Source organism: Bremerella alba, assembly GCF_013618625.1.
In the GTDB taxonomy this organism is placed as follows: domain Bacteria; phylum Planctomycetota; class Planctomycetia; order Pirellulales; family Pirellulaceae; genus Bremerella; species Bremerella alba.
Genome location: NZ_JABRWO010000002.1, coordinates 442,438 through 456,183, shown reverse-complemented (window position 1 = coordinate 456,183; position 13,746 = coordinate 442,438). Strand labels below are relative to the sequence as shown.

13 protein-coding genes are annotated in these 13,746 nt (G+C 56.3%); 7 read left to right on the top strand and 6 right to left on the bottom strand.

Annotated elements, in window-relative coordinates:
- Nucleotides 1-488: 488 nt before the first annotated feature.
- Genes HOV93_RS05010 through HOV93_RS04995 form a run of 4 tightly spaced genes read left to right on the top strand, consistent with a single transcriptional unit; the run spans nucleotide 489 to nucleotide 4,151 of the window.
- Nucleotides 489-1,628 (top strand): SGNH/GDSL hydrolase family protein, encoded by a 1,140-nt coding sequence (locus tag HOV93_RS05010; RefSeq protein WP_207395366.1) that lies wholly within the window; start codon nucleotides 489-491, stop codon nucleotides 1,626-1,628.
- A complete protein-coding gene (locus tag HOV93_RS05005) occupies nucleotides 1,625-3,514 on the top strand; it encodes a carbamoyltransferase family protein (protein ID WP_207395365.1) in 1,890 nt (629 codons plus the stop codon). The genes HOV93_RS05010 and HOV93_RS05005 overlap by 4 nt, the downstream gene beginning before the upstream one ends.
- Nucleotides 3,514-3,924, top strand: a complete 411-nt coding sequence (locus HOV93_RS05000) for a hypothetical protein (protein ID WP_207395364.1) — start codon at nucleotides 3,514-3,516, stop codon at nucleotides 3,922-3,924. The genes HOV93_RS05005 and HOV93_RS05000 overlap by 1 nt, the downstream gene beginning before the upstream one ends.
- A gap of 8 nt (nucleotides 3,925-3,932) precedes the next feature.
- Complete coding sequence (locus HOV93_RS04995; protein WP_207395363.1) at nucleotides 3,933-4,151, top strand: DUF5989 family protein; 219 nt, start codon at nucleotides 3,933-3,935, stop codon at nucleotides 4,149-4,151.
- Nucleotides 4,152-4,162: 11 nt separating this feature from the next.
- Here HOV93_RS04995 and HOV93_RS04990 read toward each other — a convergent pair whose 3' ends face one another.
- Nucleotides 4,163-4,531, bottom strand: coding sequence for a hypothetical protein (locus HOV93_RS04990; protein WP_207395362.1), 369 nt, complete (start codon nucleotides 4,529-4,531; stop codon nucleotides 4,163-4,165).
- A gap of 492 nt (nucleotides 4,532-5,023) precedes the next feature.
- Here HOV93_RS04990 and HOV93_RS04985 point away from each other — a divergent pair, with 492 nt between their 5' ends.
- Complete coding sequence (locus HOV93_RS04985) at nucleotides 5,024-7,468, top strand: heavy metal translocating P-type ATPase (protein WP_315853346.1); 2,445 nt, start codon at nucleotides 5,024-5,026, stop codon at nucleotides 7,466-7,468.
- A gap of 9 nt (nucleotides 7,469-7,477) precedes the next feature.
- Here HOV93_RS04985 and HOV93_RS04980 read toward each other — a convergent pair whose 3' ends face one another.
- The 4 genes from HOV93_RS04980 to HOV93_RS04965 form a co-directional block, all read right to left on the bottom strand.
- Nucleotides 7,478-7,918 carry a DoxX family protein gene (locus HOV93_RS04980; RefSeq protein ID WP_207395361.1) on the bottom strand — a complete coding sequence of 147 codons (441 nt, stop codon included), beginning with the start codon at nucleotides 7,916-7,918 and terminating at the stop codon, nucleotides 7,478-7,480.
- 123 nt (nucleotides 7,919-8,041) lie between these two features.
- Nucleotides 8,042-8,659: a class I SAM-dependent methyltransferase gene (locus HOV93_RS04975; RefSeq protein WP_207395360.1), complete on the bottom strand. Its 618-nt coding sequence runs from the start codon at nucleotides 8,657-8,659 to the stop codon at nucleotides 8,042-8,044.
- Nucleotides 8,660-8,686: 27 nt separating this feature from the next.
- Nucleotides 8,687-9,373 (bottom strand): class I SAM-dependent methyltransferase, encoded by a 687-nt coding sequence (locus HOV93_RS04970; RefSeq protein ID WP_207395359.1) that lies wholly within the window; start codon nucleotides 9,371-9,373, stop codon nucleotides 8,687-8,689.
- Between the two features lie 125 nt (nucleotides 9,374-9,498).
- Entirely contained in the window at nucleotides 9,499-10,320 is an 822-nt protein-coding gene (locus HOV93_RS04965; protein ID WP_207395358.1) for a hypothetical protein, read from the bottom strand.
- Nucleotides 10,321-10,588: 268 nt separating this feature from the next.
- Between HOV93_RS04965 and HOV93_RS04960 the strand changes: the two genes are divergently transcribed.
- Together HOV93_RS04960 and HOV93_RS04955 are read left to right on the top strand one after the other, a co-directional pair.
- A complete protein-coding gene (locus tag HOV93_RS04960; RefSeq protein ID WP_207395357.1) occupies nucleotides 10,589-11,224 on the top strand; it encodes a YdeI/OmpD-associated family protein in 636 nt (211 codons plus the stop codon).
- 3 nt (nucleotides 11,225-11,227) lie between these two features.
- Nucleotides 11,228-11,950 (top strand): hypothetical protein, encoded by a 723-nt coding sequence (locus HOV93_RS04955; RefSeq protein WP_207395356.1) that lies wholly within the window; start codon nucleotides 11,228-11,230, stop codon nucleotides 11,948-11,950.
- 216 nt (nucleotides 11,951-12,166) lie between these two features.
- Here the strand turns inward: HOV93_RS04955 and HOV93_RS04950 are convergent, their stop codons facing one another.
- On the bottom strand, nucleotides 12,167-13,285 hold the full coding sequence (locus HOV93_RS04950) for a 3-oxoacyl-ACP synthase III (RefSeq protein ID WP_207395355.1): 1,119 nt from the start codon (nucleotides 13,283-13,285) through the stop codon (nucleotides 12,167-12,169).
- Nucleotides 13,286-13,746 lie beyond the last annotated feature (461 nt).

Here is a 13,746-nt window from a genome sequence, read left to right as displayed (position 1 = left end):
CGACGAATTGAAGTGTTGCCTGGATCCTCCCAAAGGGACAGGCAGCGAGAATGCATTTGCTGTGCCAAAATGGTCTCAGGTGTTCGTTCGATAGGGTCGTAAGTCTTTGTCTTCGTGGTTGTTATATCGAATTGGCATGGTCGGAAAACCGTTCCGCAATCGCTTAACATGCCTAGAAAATGAGCAAAGATAAGGGAGAATGAATTAACATTAACGGAAAACGCTTTCTTCCAGAAATTTCGTGACGCTTTATTCGTTCACAAAAAAAGCGACCAGACGCTGATCACCATTATGGTGAATCTTTGATCAATTGGGGAGATGAAAGTTGAGGAACCGGCCGGTTCCGGTGTTCTTTCGGACGCATTTAATCAATTCGTCACATAGCAGCGCGACCCGGACGTTGTAGTTGAGCGTCCTGACCATTAGCGCTAAAATAACCAGATTCGCCCCAAGTAAGGCGGCATTGGCTCTCTTCAGTAGCTCTTAGTATGTCAGAATCGAATATCAAGCGTAAACGACGTCGGCGTTGGTTCGGCCTGATTGCTTGTTTGCTCGGCACGCTGTTGGGTGTGGTCGTCGGCGAGGTGGCTTTACGTGTTTATGTCGGCATGCGCGGCTGGACACCTAATTGCTATGCGACCGGTGCCGTGTTTTTTGTGCCTGACTCAACGACCGGTCGTACTTTGCGGCCGGGGCTGAAGCTGAAATCTTCGACCTACGATATCGATGTCAATTCGCTTGGCTTTCGAGGTCCTGAGATCTCGGTCGACAAACGCCCTGGCATCCGGCGGATTGCGGTCATGGGCGGTTCCAGCGTGTTCGGTTACCTGGTACCCGGCAAGGATAGTGCCAGTGGGCAACTCGTCGCGATCTTAGAACGACAGCTCAAGCACGATGGTTGCGACGTGTCGCTGGAAGTCATTAATGCTGGCGTGCCCAGTTTTACATTGGCTCAGTGTCTTGGACGGTTTGAAACGCAAGTGGCGCCTCTCAAACCAGACATCGTGGTGCTGTACCTGGGATGGAATGACATTCCCCTTTTGATCTCCGAGACCCAGGACCAACCGCTTCCCCAGGCCCCTAGTTGGCTGGAACGCACGCTTGCTCACAGCACCTTATATGGGGTGTTTCGATATCGATTGTTTCCAGCACCTAACCCTCAGTTCGCCCCACCCCCGTCCGTTTCGACCGAGGTCGTCCCCGAATCGGCAGCGCGGTTTCGCGAGAAGCTGGTGGCCATGATTCAGGCAATTCGCGATAGCGGAGCCGTGCCGGTGATTTCCACCCAGGTCATGGCAGCCGGCAGCCAGTGCGACTCGCTCGATAAGTACCTCGGAGAGACGCCTGAGCAGGTTGCCCACAATACAGAGCTGGGTAGATGGCTAAACCGCGAAATTCAACAACTGGCCGAGCAGAATGAGGTAACCTTGATGGACACGGCTGCTGCGGTACCGTGCAGCGAAGAGGTCCTCGGCGATGCCATTCACTTGACGGCCCATGGCCATCAGTTGGTGGCCGAGACCTGGGCTCAAGGGCTCAGTCCACTTCTGTGCGACGCAAGTCAGGCAGCCTCGAACGATCCACAAGCGGTCGATCCATCGGAACCAGTACAAGTTGAGGCGCCATGACCTGGATTCTCGGGATTTCGGCCTACTATCACGATTCGGCCGTCGCCTTGGTAAAAGACGGCGAGATTCGCGCCGCCGCCAGCGAAGAACGCTTCAGTCGTCGTAAGCACGATGCAGGCTTTCCTGAGCTTGCTTTGAAGGCCTGTCTCGAGCACGCCGGGATCGGTCTCGACGAGATCGATTACGTGGGCTACTACGAGAAGCCGCTCCTCAAGTTCGAGCGGTTGCTCGAGACCTACCTGGCCTGTACACCGCGCGGGTATGCCAGTTTCTGTAACGCCATGCCGGTGTGGCTGCGGACCAAGCTGTATCTGCCACGAGAGATTCGCCGTCAGTTGGGTGGCGCGTATCAAAAACGAATCGTCTTCAGCGAGCACCACGAATCGCACGCCGCGAGCGCGTTTTTTCCCAGTCCCTTCGAGAGTGCCGCCATTCTCACCATCGACGGCGTAGGCGAATGGACGACCACCAGTTGGGGAGTCGGCCACGGAAACAAGATCGACCTTCGCGCCGAGTTAAAGTTTCCTCATTCGTTGGGGCTGCTTTACTCGGCACTGACGTACTTCTGCGGCTTCAGAGTCAATTCAGGCGAATACAAGTTGATGGGCTTGGCTCCGTACGGAACGCCGAAGTATGCCGACACCATCCTCGAGCATCTCATCCAATTGCGCGACGACGGAAGCTACCGCCTGAACATGAAGTACTTTGGCTTCCTCGATACGTTACGAATGACCAATCAGCGGTTCGCCACGCTCTTTGGGGCGTCGCCTCGCGGTGCCGAAGAGCCCATTCGACAGATTGACTTAGACCTGGCGGCCAGCGTACAGCACGTTACTGAGGAAGTCGTTTTGCGAATGGCACGGCACGTTCATCAGCAGACCGGCGAAGAGAACCTGTGCCTGGCCGGTGGTGTGGCGCTGAACTGCGTTGCCAATGGTCGGCTGATGCGAGAAGGCCCCTTCAAACGCATCTGGATTCAACCGGCTGCAGGCGATGCCGGTGGTTCGCTAGGAGTCGCCTTGTTGATTTGGCATCAACTGCTCGGCGGTAAACGTGAAGTCCAACAAGTCAGCAGCACGACCGGCGTGATCGATCAGCAGCAAGGCTCGCTGCTTGGTCCGGCGGTAGACGATGACGCAGAAGTAGAACGCTTGATCGCCACGGGCGCCGTCGCGACCAAGATTGCCGACGACGTCCAACTGATGCGCAAAGTGGCCGAGCTGATCAACGACGGGAACGTCATCGGCTGGGTCCAAGGCCGTATGGAGTTCGGTCCCCGAGCACTCGGTTCACGCAGTATTCTGGGTGATCCTCGCAATCGAGAGATGCAAACGACGATGAACTTGAAGATCAAGTTTCGCGAGTCGTTTCGTCCTTTCGCACCGAGTGTCATGGAGGAGCATGCGTCCGAGTGCTTTGTGTTTCCCGATCGGTTCCGCTCGCCTGAGGAACTCGCCAGTCCTTACATGCTGTTCACCTACGACGTGCAGCCGGGCCGCAGAATCACCGTCACCGACGAGCCTACCGACGACCAGTTAAACCCCCAACTGCGAGAGCGTGTACGTGAAGTCCGCAGCGATCTGCCGGCCATCACGCACGTCGATTACTCGGCCCGGGTGCAAACCGTTTCCGCCCAGCGGCACCCTCGTTTCCATCAACTGCTTTCCGCATTTCACCAACTGACAGGCTGTCCAGCGTTGATTAATACCAGCTTCAACGTCCGTGGCGAACCGATCGTCGGCACGGCAGCCGACGCCTATCGCTGCTTTCTGGCAACGCATATGGACGTGTTGGTGGTGGGGAACTGGATCTTCTACCACGACCAGCAACCTAACGCGGCCCGCATCGACAGCAAGACGTATCTCACCAACCTGGAGCCAGACTAATGGTACTTGTCGACATCAAAGCGAAGCCATCGGCGTCGATGCAGCGTTGGTTTGGCCTCTCTCTGTCAATCTTACTGTTGATTGTCGCAGCCGCATGCCGGGCAATCAGCCCGGCCTTGGCGATTGCGGTGGCGGCGTTGGCCGTTGTCGGCTGCGTGGTCTACTACGTCGTCCCGGCGGCGCGGGTGCCGATTATTCGCGGATGGCAGTATGTGACCTTTCCGATTGCCTTCGTGGTTAGTCATGTTTTGTTGCTGTCGACCTATTTCGGCGTGTTTCTGCCGGTGGGGATCGTCATGCGACTTCTCGGGCATGATCCGCTACAATTGAAGGACGACGACCGTGCTTCGTTCTGGATCGAACGACCGACCAAATCGTCTGGTACCGATCGTTACTTCAAGCAGTTTTAAAGCTCCCTATGACCGACGATCCGCAATCGACCGATCACGATTCCAACAAAGATTTCGCCTCGCAGGCCGAGGGAAACGACCCGGGTATCGTGCGCGAGTTTGTGCTCTATCTGCAAGAGAACAAAAAGTGGTGGCTCATCCCGATGATACTAACGCTGCTGGCCATCGGCGTGGTGGGCCTATTGGCAGGCAGTGGGCTGGCGCCGTTTGTCTACACCTTGTTTTAAACGGGGCGTGTTCAGGTCTGCCAGTTCGATTGGACCAACGCTTCGGCGCTGACAATTCGGGGGCATTTCCAATGGTTTTTCTGCATCCAATCGAAAAACTGAGACTCGACTGCGATGTGATAGTTACGGATGTAATAGAGCACATCGGCTGACCAGCACCACTCGCCGTCGCTAAAGACGTCGGGCGGACCGATCATGACGCTATCGTCCATCAGGCGGTCGTAAGCATCGCTATTGGCCTCGAACAGCATGGTGCCTTGGCTGAGGTATTGCAGCACCAGGTCCTCTTCATCGAGAGGCCCCATCATTTGCAGTTCCCGCAGGTCTCGTAGAGCCTCGCGGGGGCTGCTTTCCTCGAAAAATCCAAATCGCTTTAACATGGGTCACGTTCCTCCACACCACCCATGGCAAGCCGAATCCGAGCTTCAGCCGGGTGACGATTAGATGAGAAAAGGAAGTCACCGGAAGACAGCCACCGTCTGAGACTGCCAACCCTGTGGAATCACGAATGCCTCCGAACCTGTCCCGCAAATCACTTCAATTCTACGGAGGATATCTTCCGTGGGCCTCTTTGGGGAAGTTTAGCAAAGGTCGAATCAAAAAGGCAAAGGAAATCTTAAGCGAAAAATAAATCATCGTCGCGCTCGTGGCATCTTAGGACGGCCACAAAAACACCATAAAACAAATCGATGATGTGTATGGCATGCAGCCTGGGAAGAATTGCCAACCATGCGAATCCTTGGATGCGTTTGCGACATCGAAACTAAGTATAAACAGGAATACCATTTGCACGCGAAAGACCTGACAATAATACGCATCAGTAATGGCAGACGTCCTTCGACTGGGGCATACTTAAGGGAAAAGGCAAGAAAGTGGCGATCGATCCAATTTGCGGAATGACAGTCCCAGAGTCGACACCCTGGCAGACGACCCGGGGCGAGCAAACAATCTACTTCTGCTGCGAACATTGCCTGAAGAAGTTCGAAGCAGACGGGCCTTCCGAAAGCGGCCCACCACAGCTTGTCAGCCTGGGCGAGGCCCCGCCCAAACACGATTGCTGCCATGGCGACTCTGCGTCTAATAAGCCCAAAGCTAAATCGTCGGCCAAGTATATTTGTCCGATGTGCGAAGGGGTCGAAAGCGAAACGCCTGGCGACTGCCCCAAGTGCGGGATGGCCTTAGAGCGAAACGAATCTGCCGCACAGCAGACCAAGACCATCTATACCTGCCCAATGCATCCGGAGGTGCAGCAAGACGAGCCTGGCAGTTGTCCGAAGTGTGGGATGGACCTCGAGCCAGAGACAATCACCGCCGACCAGGACGAAGCCGATCCTGAACTAACCTGGATGACGATCCGTTTCTGGGTAGGCACCGCGTTAACCGTGCCGATCTTTGCCTTGGCCATGCTGCCGATGCTGGGGATCGAACTAGGCGTGCCAGCCGACGTCTCGCGCTGGATTCAATTGATTCTGGCGACCCCGGTGGTTTTATGGTGCGGGTGGCCTTTCTTCGTGCGAGGTGCCAAGTCGTTGATGACGATGAACCTGAACATGTTCACGCTCATCTCGTTGGGCGTCGGGGCCGCGTATCTGTATAGCCTCGTCGCGACGTTATTTCCGGCCCTCATACCCGAAGCGTTTCAGCACGGGGGCGAGGTGCCGGTCTACTTCGAGGCAGCCGCCATGATCGTCACGCTGGTCCTGCTGGGGCAAGTGATTGAACTTCGAGCACGTAAGAAGACTGGCAGCGCGATTCGGGCTTTGATCAACCTGGCCCCACCCACCGCGCGTGTGATGGAAGATGGCCAAGAGCGTGAAGTGCCGCTGAGCGAAGTTCGTCAGGGGCAAGAATTGAAAGTCGTTCCTGGCGACAAAATCCCTGTCGATGGCGAGGTGCTCTCCGGCAGTTCGACCGTCGACGAATCGATGCTAACCGGGGAAGCCGATCCGGTGCGGAAGCAGCAAGGCGACAACGTCATCGGCGGCACCGTCAACCAAGGGGGCACGCTACGCATTCAAGCGACGAACGTGGGCGAGGACTCGGTCCTTTCGCAGATCGTGCAGATGGTCGGCCAGGCCCAACGCAGCCGTGCCCCCATTCAACGTCTGGCCGATACGGTCTCCGGCTATTTTGTCCCGGCGATTGTCGGTATTGCAGTGGTCACGTTTGTGGTGTGGGCGATCTGGTCGCCGGAAGAACCGAAGCTGGCGTACGCACTGCTCAACGCGGTGGCCGTCTTGATTGTGGCGTGCCCGTGTGCGTTAGGGTTGGCCACGCCCATGTCGATTATGGTCGGCGTCGGGCGAGGAGCCCAAGCCGGCGTCCTGGTAAAGGAAGCCGCCGGGCTGGAAACCCTTCAGCAGGTCGATACGGTGGTGGTCGACAAGACCGGCACGCTCACCGAAGGAAAGCCCAAGCTAACCCAGCTGGAGCCGGCCGAAGGCTTCAGCGAAGACGACCTCTTGAAGTACGCCGCCGCCGTCGAGCAGAACAGCGAACACCCCATTGGCCGCTCGATTGTTCAGGCAGCCGTTGAGCGAAAGTTAGCGCTGCCCGATGCGACCGACTTCGATTCCACAACAGGGCAGGGCGTGCAGGCCGTCGTCGAAGGCAAACAGGTGGTTTGCGGCAAGCCATCGCTGCTTAAGGATCATGCGATCGAGTTCGACGCAACCGGAACGCCGGAGGGAACGAAAGTCTACTTGGGGGTCGAGGGGAAGTACGCCGGTGCGTTGATCGTGAGCGACCCCCTGAAAGCGACCACCGAACGTGCGATTCAATCGCTGCACGAAATGGGGATTCGCGTGATCATGATGACCGGCGACAACGCCCAAGTTGCCGAAGCGATCGCGAAGAAGCTGCACATCGACGACTACCAGGCCGACCTCTCGCCGCAAGACAAACACGACCGGATTGAAAAGCTGCGTGAGCAGGGCGCCAAGGTCGCGATGGCTGGCGACGGTATCAACGACGCACCTGCACTAGCCGCCGCGGACGTGGGCATTGCCATGGGCACCGGCACCGACGTGGCCATCGAAAGCGCGGCCATCACGTTGATGGGTGGCGACCTGGATGGCGTTGTGAAAGCGTTTCGCTTGAGCCGACGCGTCATGCGAAACATCCGGCAAAACTTGTTCTTCGCCCTCGCTTATAACAGCCTGGGTGTGCCGATCGCCGCAGGCATATTGGTGCCGCTGTTTGGTATGCACGCGTTGTTGAATCCGATGTTCGCCGCCGCTGCGATGAGCTTCAGCTCGGTCAGCGTGATCGGCAATGCCCTTCGCTTGCGAGCGACGAACCTGACCGAGGCCGATTAACGTGGCCTGTCAGGTAGAGTCCGACTTGCGATCGGCCAGCATGTGGTCGATTGAAAGCGACCCAGGCCCCACGATCAGAAGATAGATCGAGCCCAACAACATCGCAAAGTCGGTCCGCGCCGCATGAGCCATCGACCAGAAACCATCTTCACTGAGCATCGGCAACTTGGTCGACACGATGGCGACCAACATGATCGTTATGGTGGGAAGCACGGCCAGGCGGGTTAGCAGGCCAAGGACAATAAACAGTCCGCAAACGATCTCGAACGAGCCCACGAAGTTACCGAGGAACTCCGGTTCGGGCAGGCCGATTTTCTCGAAGCGACCCGCACCGCGCGTTGCCGGGAAAAGAAACTTCTGAATGCCTTCGGAAAGAAAAACGAGTCCGACCATCAATCGAATGAGCAAAACGCTTTTGCCAACCGAACTGGCGAATAGTTTCTTGAACATGACGTTCACTTTCAGGCGAGACAATGGGGTAGGAGGGAGCCAAGCGACGTTATCCTAGCACATGGGATCGCCCGCTTCTTGTCATCCGCATAGGGGGATTATAACGGATGGCTTGTGTGAAGATTAAGTCGACGACTTCTGCACAATCCACTGCGTAACATAGGCGTTACCCGTATGGAAGATACCTTCGCTGACGTCGCGTTCCAGCTCGGCCTCGTGCAAGACCTTGCTACCTTCAAAGTGCGGACGAAGGTCTTCGAGCGTGACGAGCATGTCGACATCTTTGGGCCCACCGGTGCCGTATTGAAGCTGTTGGGGGTGATACGACTCAAGTAGAAAGATGCCACCTTCGGTAAGCGATGCCATCGCTTTCTGGTAAATGTTCTTTCGCGAAACCGAATCAACATGGGCGAAGATCGACACGATCGCGTCCCAGCGGTTCTCGCCGTAGTCGAAGTCGTTCAAGTCGCAGATGGTGTACTGCAGCGACGTGTTGTGCTCGGCAGCGAGACGCTCGGCCTTGGACTTTCCTTCCGTTGAAAGATCGACCGCGTGCACTTGATAGCCTTGTTGACCAAGCAGCAAGGCATTGCGACCTTCCCCTTCGGCCAGGCAAAGGACGTTTCCGCCGCTGGGGAAATGATGGATCGACTCTTTCAAAAACGTGTTGGGTGACGTTCCGTAAACGTATTCGTCGCGACCAAAACGTTGATTCCAAAACGCTTGAACTTCTTCACTCATTGTGTACTACTGCTTGTTGGGCGTTGTTTATTCAGGAACTTGCGAGACCCAAGTGCGGATCAGCAAAGCTTGGTAGTAAAGGGTAGGGCAGACGAAGCCACTTTCGATGAGAAGCGTCTGCATTGCTTCCGCAGACAGCAGCGCGACCTCGCGTCCGAGGTGATCGGTCTTCGTCTCGAGGCCGACCCAGCGATGTAGGGAGACCCAATGTTGCACCAGCGGTTCGTACTGCGGACTTGTCATGTCCGAGGCCAGGTCCGAGTTGATCATCAAGCCGCCGGGGCGAAGCCGTCGTGCGATTTCCGAAAAGTAATCTTTTCGTTGATCTCGGTCGACCAGGAAATGGGAAACAAGGATACTCGTCGCGGCGTCGAAGGGGGCCATCTCTGGCAGGCTGTCGAGGAACCCTTCGTGAAACGTGCAGCGATCGGTGATCCCTGCGGCTTCCGCGCGGCGGCGACACTGCTCGATCATGCCGGCTGATGGTTCGACGACCGTGAAATGCCAGTCGTCGAAAGCCGCTGCGAGTGCCAGAAGCTCTGCTCCGGTGCCAGCACCCACGCATAGTACGCGAGCCTGACTGCCCAGGCCGGAAAGGATCGCCTTGAGAAGCAAATGCTGTGCGTCGTTAATCGCCGCCATGCCGGCCCACCGCTGGTCGTAGGCGGCTGCGTGACCTCGATCAAAGAATTTCGATGGATCTTGCTTCGTCATGCATCTTCCCCGGGGACGTACACCAAGTTGGTCCCCGGTAAGATGCCGATTTCAGGCTTGGGTTACAGCAAAAATAGTCGCCCAGGCGCGGTAGCCGTCGTGCTAGTTGCGTCTGGGTCGACCCTCTAGCGAACGCCGTTGTGACCAGATCGATCGAGTGTGCCGACGCCCCTGCCTGCGGCGGATTCACGATAGGCTTTCGTCAACGCATCGGTCAATTCCGGGCGAACGGCCCCAGGCCCGCGGAACGCATTGGCGACTTTCCAGGCTGCTTCCCAGGTCGCCTTCGCTTCAAATTCATGGCTCCACGCGCTGGGCCATACCTGGCCATAGAACTTCTGCAAGTACAGCATCTGCACGACGTAGGCGAAGCATTCTTCGTCAAGCTTATACGTGCGGACGCCGAAGCTGTGTTGGTAATCGAAGCTGGCATGGACGGCTTCGTGCACGATGGTGCTCCGGTCGAGGGGATCGTTGCCGAGCGACTGGAGGATGATTTCGTCGCTGCCGGAAACGTACTCGGCGGCATGCGGGTGCGTTCGATCGAGCCTCGCTGTAATGCGTTTGGTATTGAGCAGGTAGCCGACTTTGGAAAAATCGTGCCCACTGATCGAGAGTCGGTAAGCGTACAGCGAAAGGTGCAGGCTCTTGACCATGCTCGAGTTTATGGTGCTTCGGACACGCTCCCAGGCAACATCATCTTCGGTCGTGGGCGGCGTCCAGCCGGTCGGCGGAATGTAGATATATTGCTTGCCTGTGCATGGTTTACCAAAGCTATAGTTCTTGCCGTTTTCTGACCTTCTGCGGCAACCTAGCACGTGATGCAAGCACCAGTTCACTTCGTCGACATTACGCGTGCCGAAGTTGAAAACAATCAAATCCCATGGATCGGTACGTCTATGGTTCGCGGCTAGAATCCACCAGTCGTGTTCATCAGTAACTTCCACTCTTGTCGCGAAACCCTTCGGGGGCCAAACTGGCCGAACGAGCGGCTCTCTTAATTTCGGTGCCATAGTTCTCTGTCCTTTGCATGATCGAGTTTTCGCTGCCCTGTTAAGGTTATCGAGACAAACCGGAGTGGGTTGTCGGTTTTCTTCAGAAACTGCATAAGCCGTGTTGGCGATCGTCTCTGGTACGTCCACTTGCGGCGTGTTAGTGTGGGCTTTCCATGGGCGGCATTGGTCGCAATCAGGAACGATTCGAGAGTCTTAAGTCATGAATCCCAACGTCGACGACTACATCCAAAGCCAGCCGAAATGGCAGAAGGAACTGACCCAGTTACGAAAGATCGTCCTGGCGTCGGAATTGACCGAAGCCTGGAAGTGGAAGGCTCCCTGCTACACGCTCGACAACAAAAACGTCGCCATGATCGCGGCCTTCAAAAACGACTGCGTGTTGAGCTTCTTCAAAGGGCCCCTTTTGAAGGACCCTGACAACGTGTTGATCGCCCCCAGCGAAAACAGCCGCACGTTTCGTGTGGTGCGATTTACCGACGTCAAGCAGATTGCTCGGCTGAAGTCATCGCTGACGTTCCTCATCGAACAGGCCATCGAAGTCGAACGATCCGGCAAGCAAGTCGAAGTGAAAAAAGGTCCCGACGATCTACCCGCCGAACTGCAAGCCAAGCTGAAGGAAGACCCTAGTCTAAAGCAAGCCTTCCAAGCACTAACGCCTGGCCGCCAGCGAGCCTACGTCATGCATTTCGCAGCCGCCAAACAATCGAAAACCCGCACCGCAAGAATCGAAAAGTTCACGCCGCGGATCCTCGACGGCAAGGGCATGAACGACTGTGTATGCGGACTGACAAAGAAACCACCGGGGTGCGATGGATCGCATAGTAAGGGCTCTTAAACGATGGACACAAACGAACCGCATTTTTCAGAGGCCTCTGAAAAAACAGCCTCTTCGGCGCAAAATCGCTGGACCAGCTTCTCACTGCTCACGATTTTGTTGCTACTTACCATTGTCGCCTTGGGGATCTCGCATGTCCGCATGTCGTGGGACTTGGACGAGAACAACAAGGCGATGGCCACGATGGAAGCCGAACTCAACAAGCTTCGCAAAGAGACCGGATACATCGACATCCAAGATGAATCGCTGGTCCACGTTGTCACGGCCCCCACGCACGAAGACCTGATCTGGCGGTGGAAGGTGTTCATCCCGGACGGCGTGACCATGAGGTCGATGATGCGCGCCAAATATTTGACCGGCGGTTCGATCACATCTGGTTCCCGACTCGAGTCTGGCGAGAACCAAATCGAACTGGCCATCTATCGCGGGCCCAAAGGGCATTGGAAGCAAAAAATCACGATCGTTAACGGCCCCAGTAAATCTTCCTCTTCGGGCACACTGCCGGAGGAGTACATGAGTTGGTTCAACAACGCTACCACTTCCACGAGCGGACTAACTCGCACCGATGGGACGAAAACATTCCAGCCTGACGAGGATATCAAACTGCTTACCATGACGGCTCGCCCAAATAAGAAGCGTGATCCTGAATCCGGATCATCGACTGGTAAGCAGCCGGACGAGTCAACGGAAATCACCGCCTGGATGACTCTGGTGGAAAAGCCGTAATCGCGCGAGTCGGGCCTAGTCTCTCTTGGTCTGTCAGAACGAAATGGGTGGCCCAGAGATTTATCTCTGGGTGCCGTAGGCACAAGCGGCTCATGGGCCCTGCGTGAATAAAATGGGGACGCTGCGATTAGATCTCGTTCTTGCATGAGCCGCTTGTCGGCAATGCCGACCCAGAGAAAACTCTCTGGGCCACCCTCAGGCCCTACAGGAATGAAACTAACCTGCGGCCAGCGAGCCACTTCGTTCCATATTCGTCGGCATGTCCCCGGTTCCGCTGACTAGCGTTGTTTGCCACTGGGCACCGATCATCACGCAGTTGATGCCTGAGCCGATTCCCAGCAGGGCGACGTTTTGGCCGGCTTCGATAAACTGCGTTTGCGTTGCCAGGGCCAGGGTTGTGGGCAAGGCGGCTGCTCCGGTGTTACCGAGCCACTGGACGGTGGCAAAGTCGTTCTCGATTGGCAGACCTAGCTTTTCCAGCACTAGCTTGCGGTGCGTCAGGCCGACCTGGTGGCAGATCGTGCGATCGATTTGATCGGGCGACCAGCCTGATTCTGCTTGGAAGTCGGCGAAGGTTGCTCCGCCGGTGGCGATCCCTTCGGCCATTAGTTTTTCAGAGTCGGTCTGCATCAAGGGATTGCCGCCGCCGGTTTCGTTTTTCCCGGCCACGCTGTGGCACAGGTCGTGATGCTGGGTGTGGGCCCGGGCGCTGGCGGCGATCATCTGATTGCCGGTGCGGCTCAGATCCTTATGGCACAGCAGCATCGCGCAGCTGGCCGAGCCGATTGTCAGCGAGGCAACGGCCAGCTTGATATCGCTGCGGCTGAGGTTCTCGCTTTGGTTCAGCGTTTCGATCGTGTTGTCGACCAGGTGCCGGCCGGTCTCGGTACCGACAACGATGCCTGCTTTGATCTGGCCCAGTTCGATCATGTTGGCGATTTGAATCGCCCCGCTCAAAATGCCCAGGCAGGCATTGCTGACATCGTAAACCACACACTCTTGCGGCAAGCCCAACGCGTGGTGCACGCGGCAAGCGGTGGCTGGTTCGAGAAAGTCGCGACAGACCGAACCGTGAATCAACGCACCCACATCGCCAGGCTGAATACCAGTAGCTGCCATGGCGTTGCGAGCCGAGTGGATACTTACGTCCCCCGGCTGCACCACGTCTGGAAAAAATCGCCGCTGCGAAATCCCGGTCATCAGCTCCAGACGCCCTTCTGGAAGCCGTAAACGCTCGTATAAGGGGGCCAGTCGCTGCTCGATATCAGCCGAAGTGACAATTTCATCAGGCAGGCAATAGCCGAGCCCTTCGATGCAGACGTTCTGGTATTTCATGCCGACTCTAGACAGCGGAGAATAACTTTCCGTAAAGCCTAGATCATACCGGGTTTGGGGCGCGAAGTGAACCGACCAGCCCTGTTATGAAGTCCCCATTGTCATCGCTTGAAGCTTCGATGAAGGCGTCGCTAGCTGCAACATGTAGGCGGCTAGCACCTTTTTAGGCACAAGATATGGAAAAAGCTTGGCAAGCTTTAACGAATCGGTAGACTCTCCGCATCTTGTGATTGATCTGGGAACGCAGCGGAACGGTGCGATCTGATCAAGGCTCATGATAGGGAGGTCATCGCTTTAGCCAAACCCAGGAAGGGTATCTGCGAACGCTTGGTAAGCATGCTAAATGATTGCGTGTCGGACTACACGTTTTTGTTATCGGCAGCTTACGGACGAAAGTTTTGGACGAACTTCGTTTTAGCCAGGCACTTGTCGCAAATTCTTTAACCTGGATCAAGCCGAAG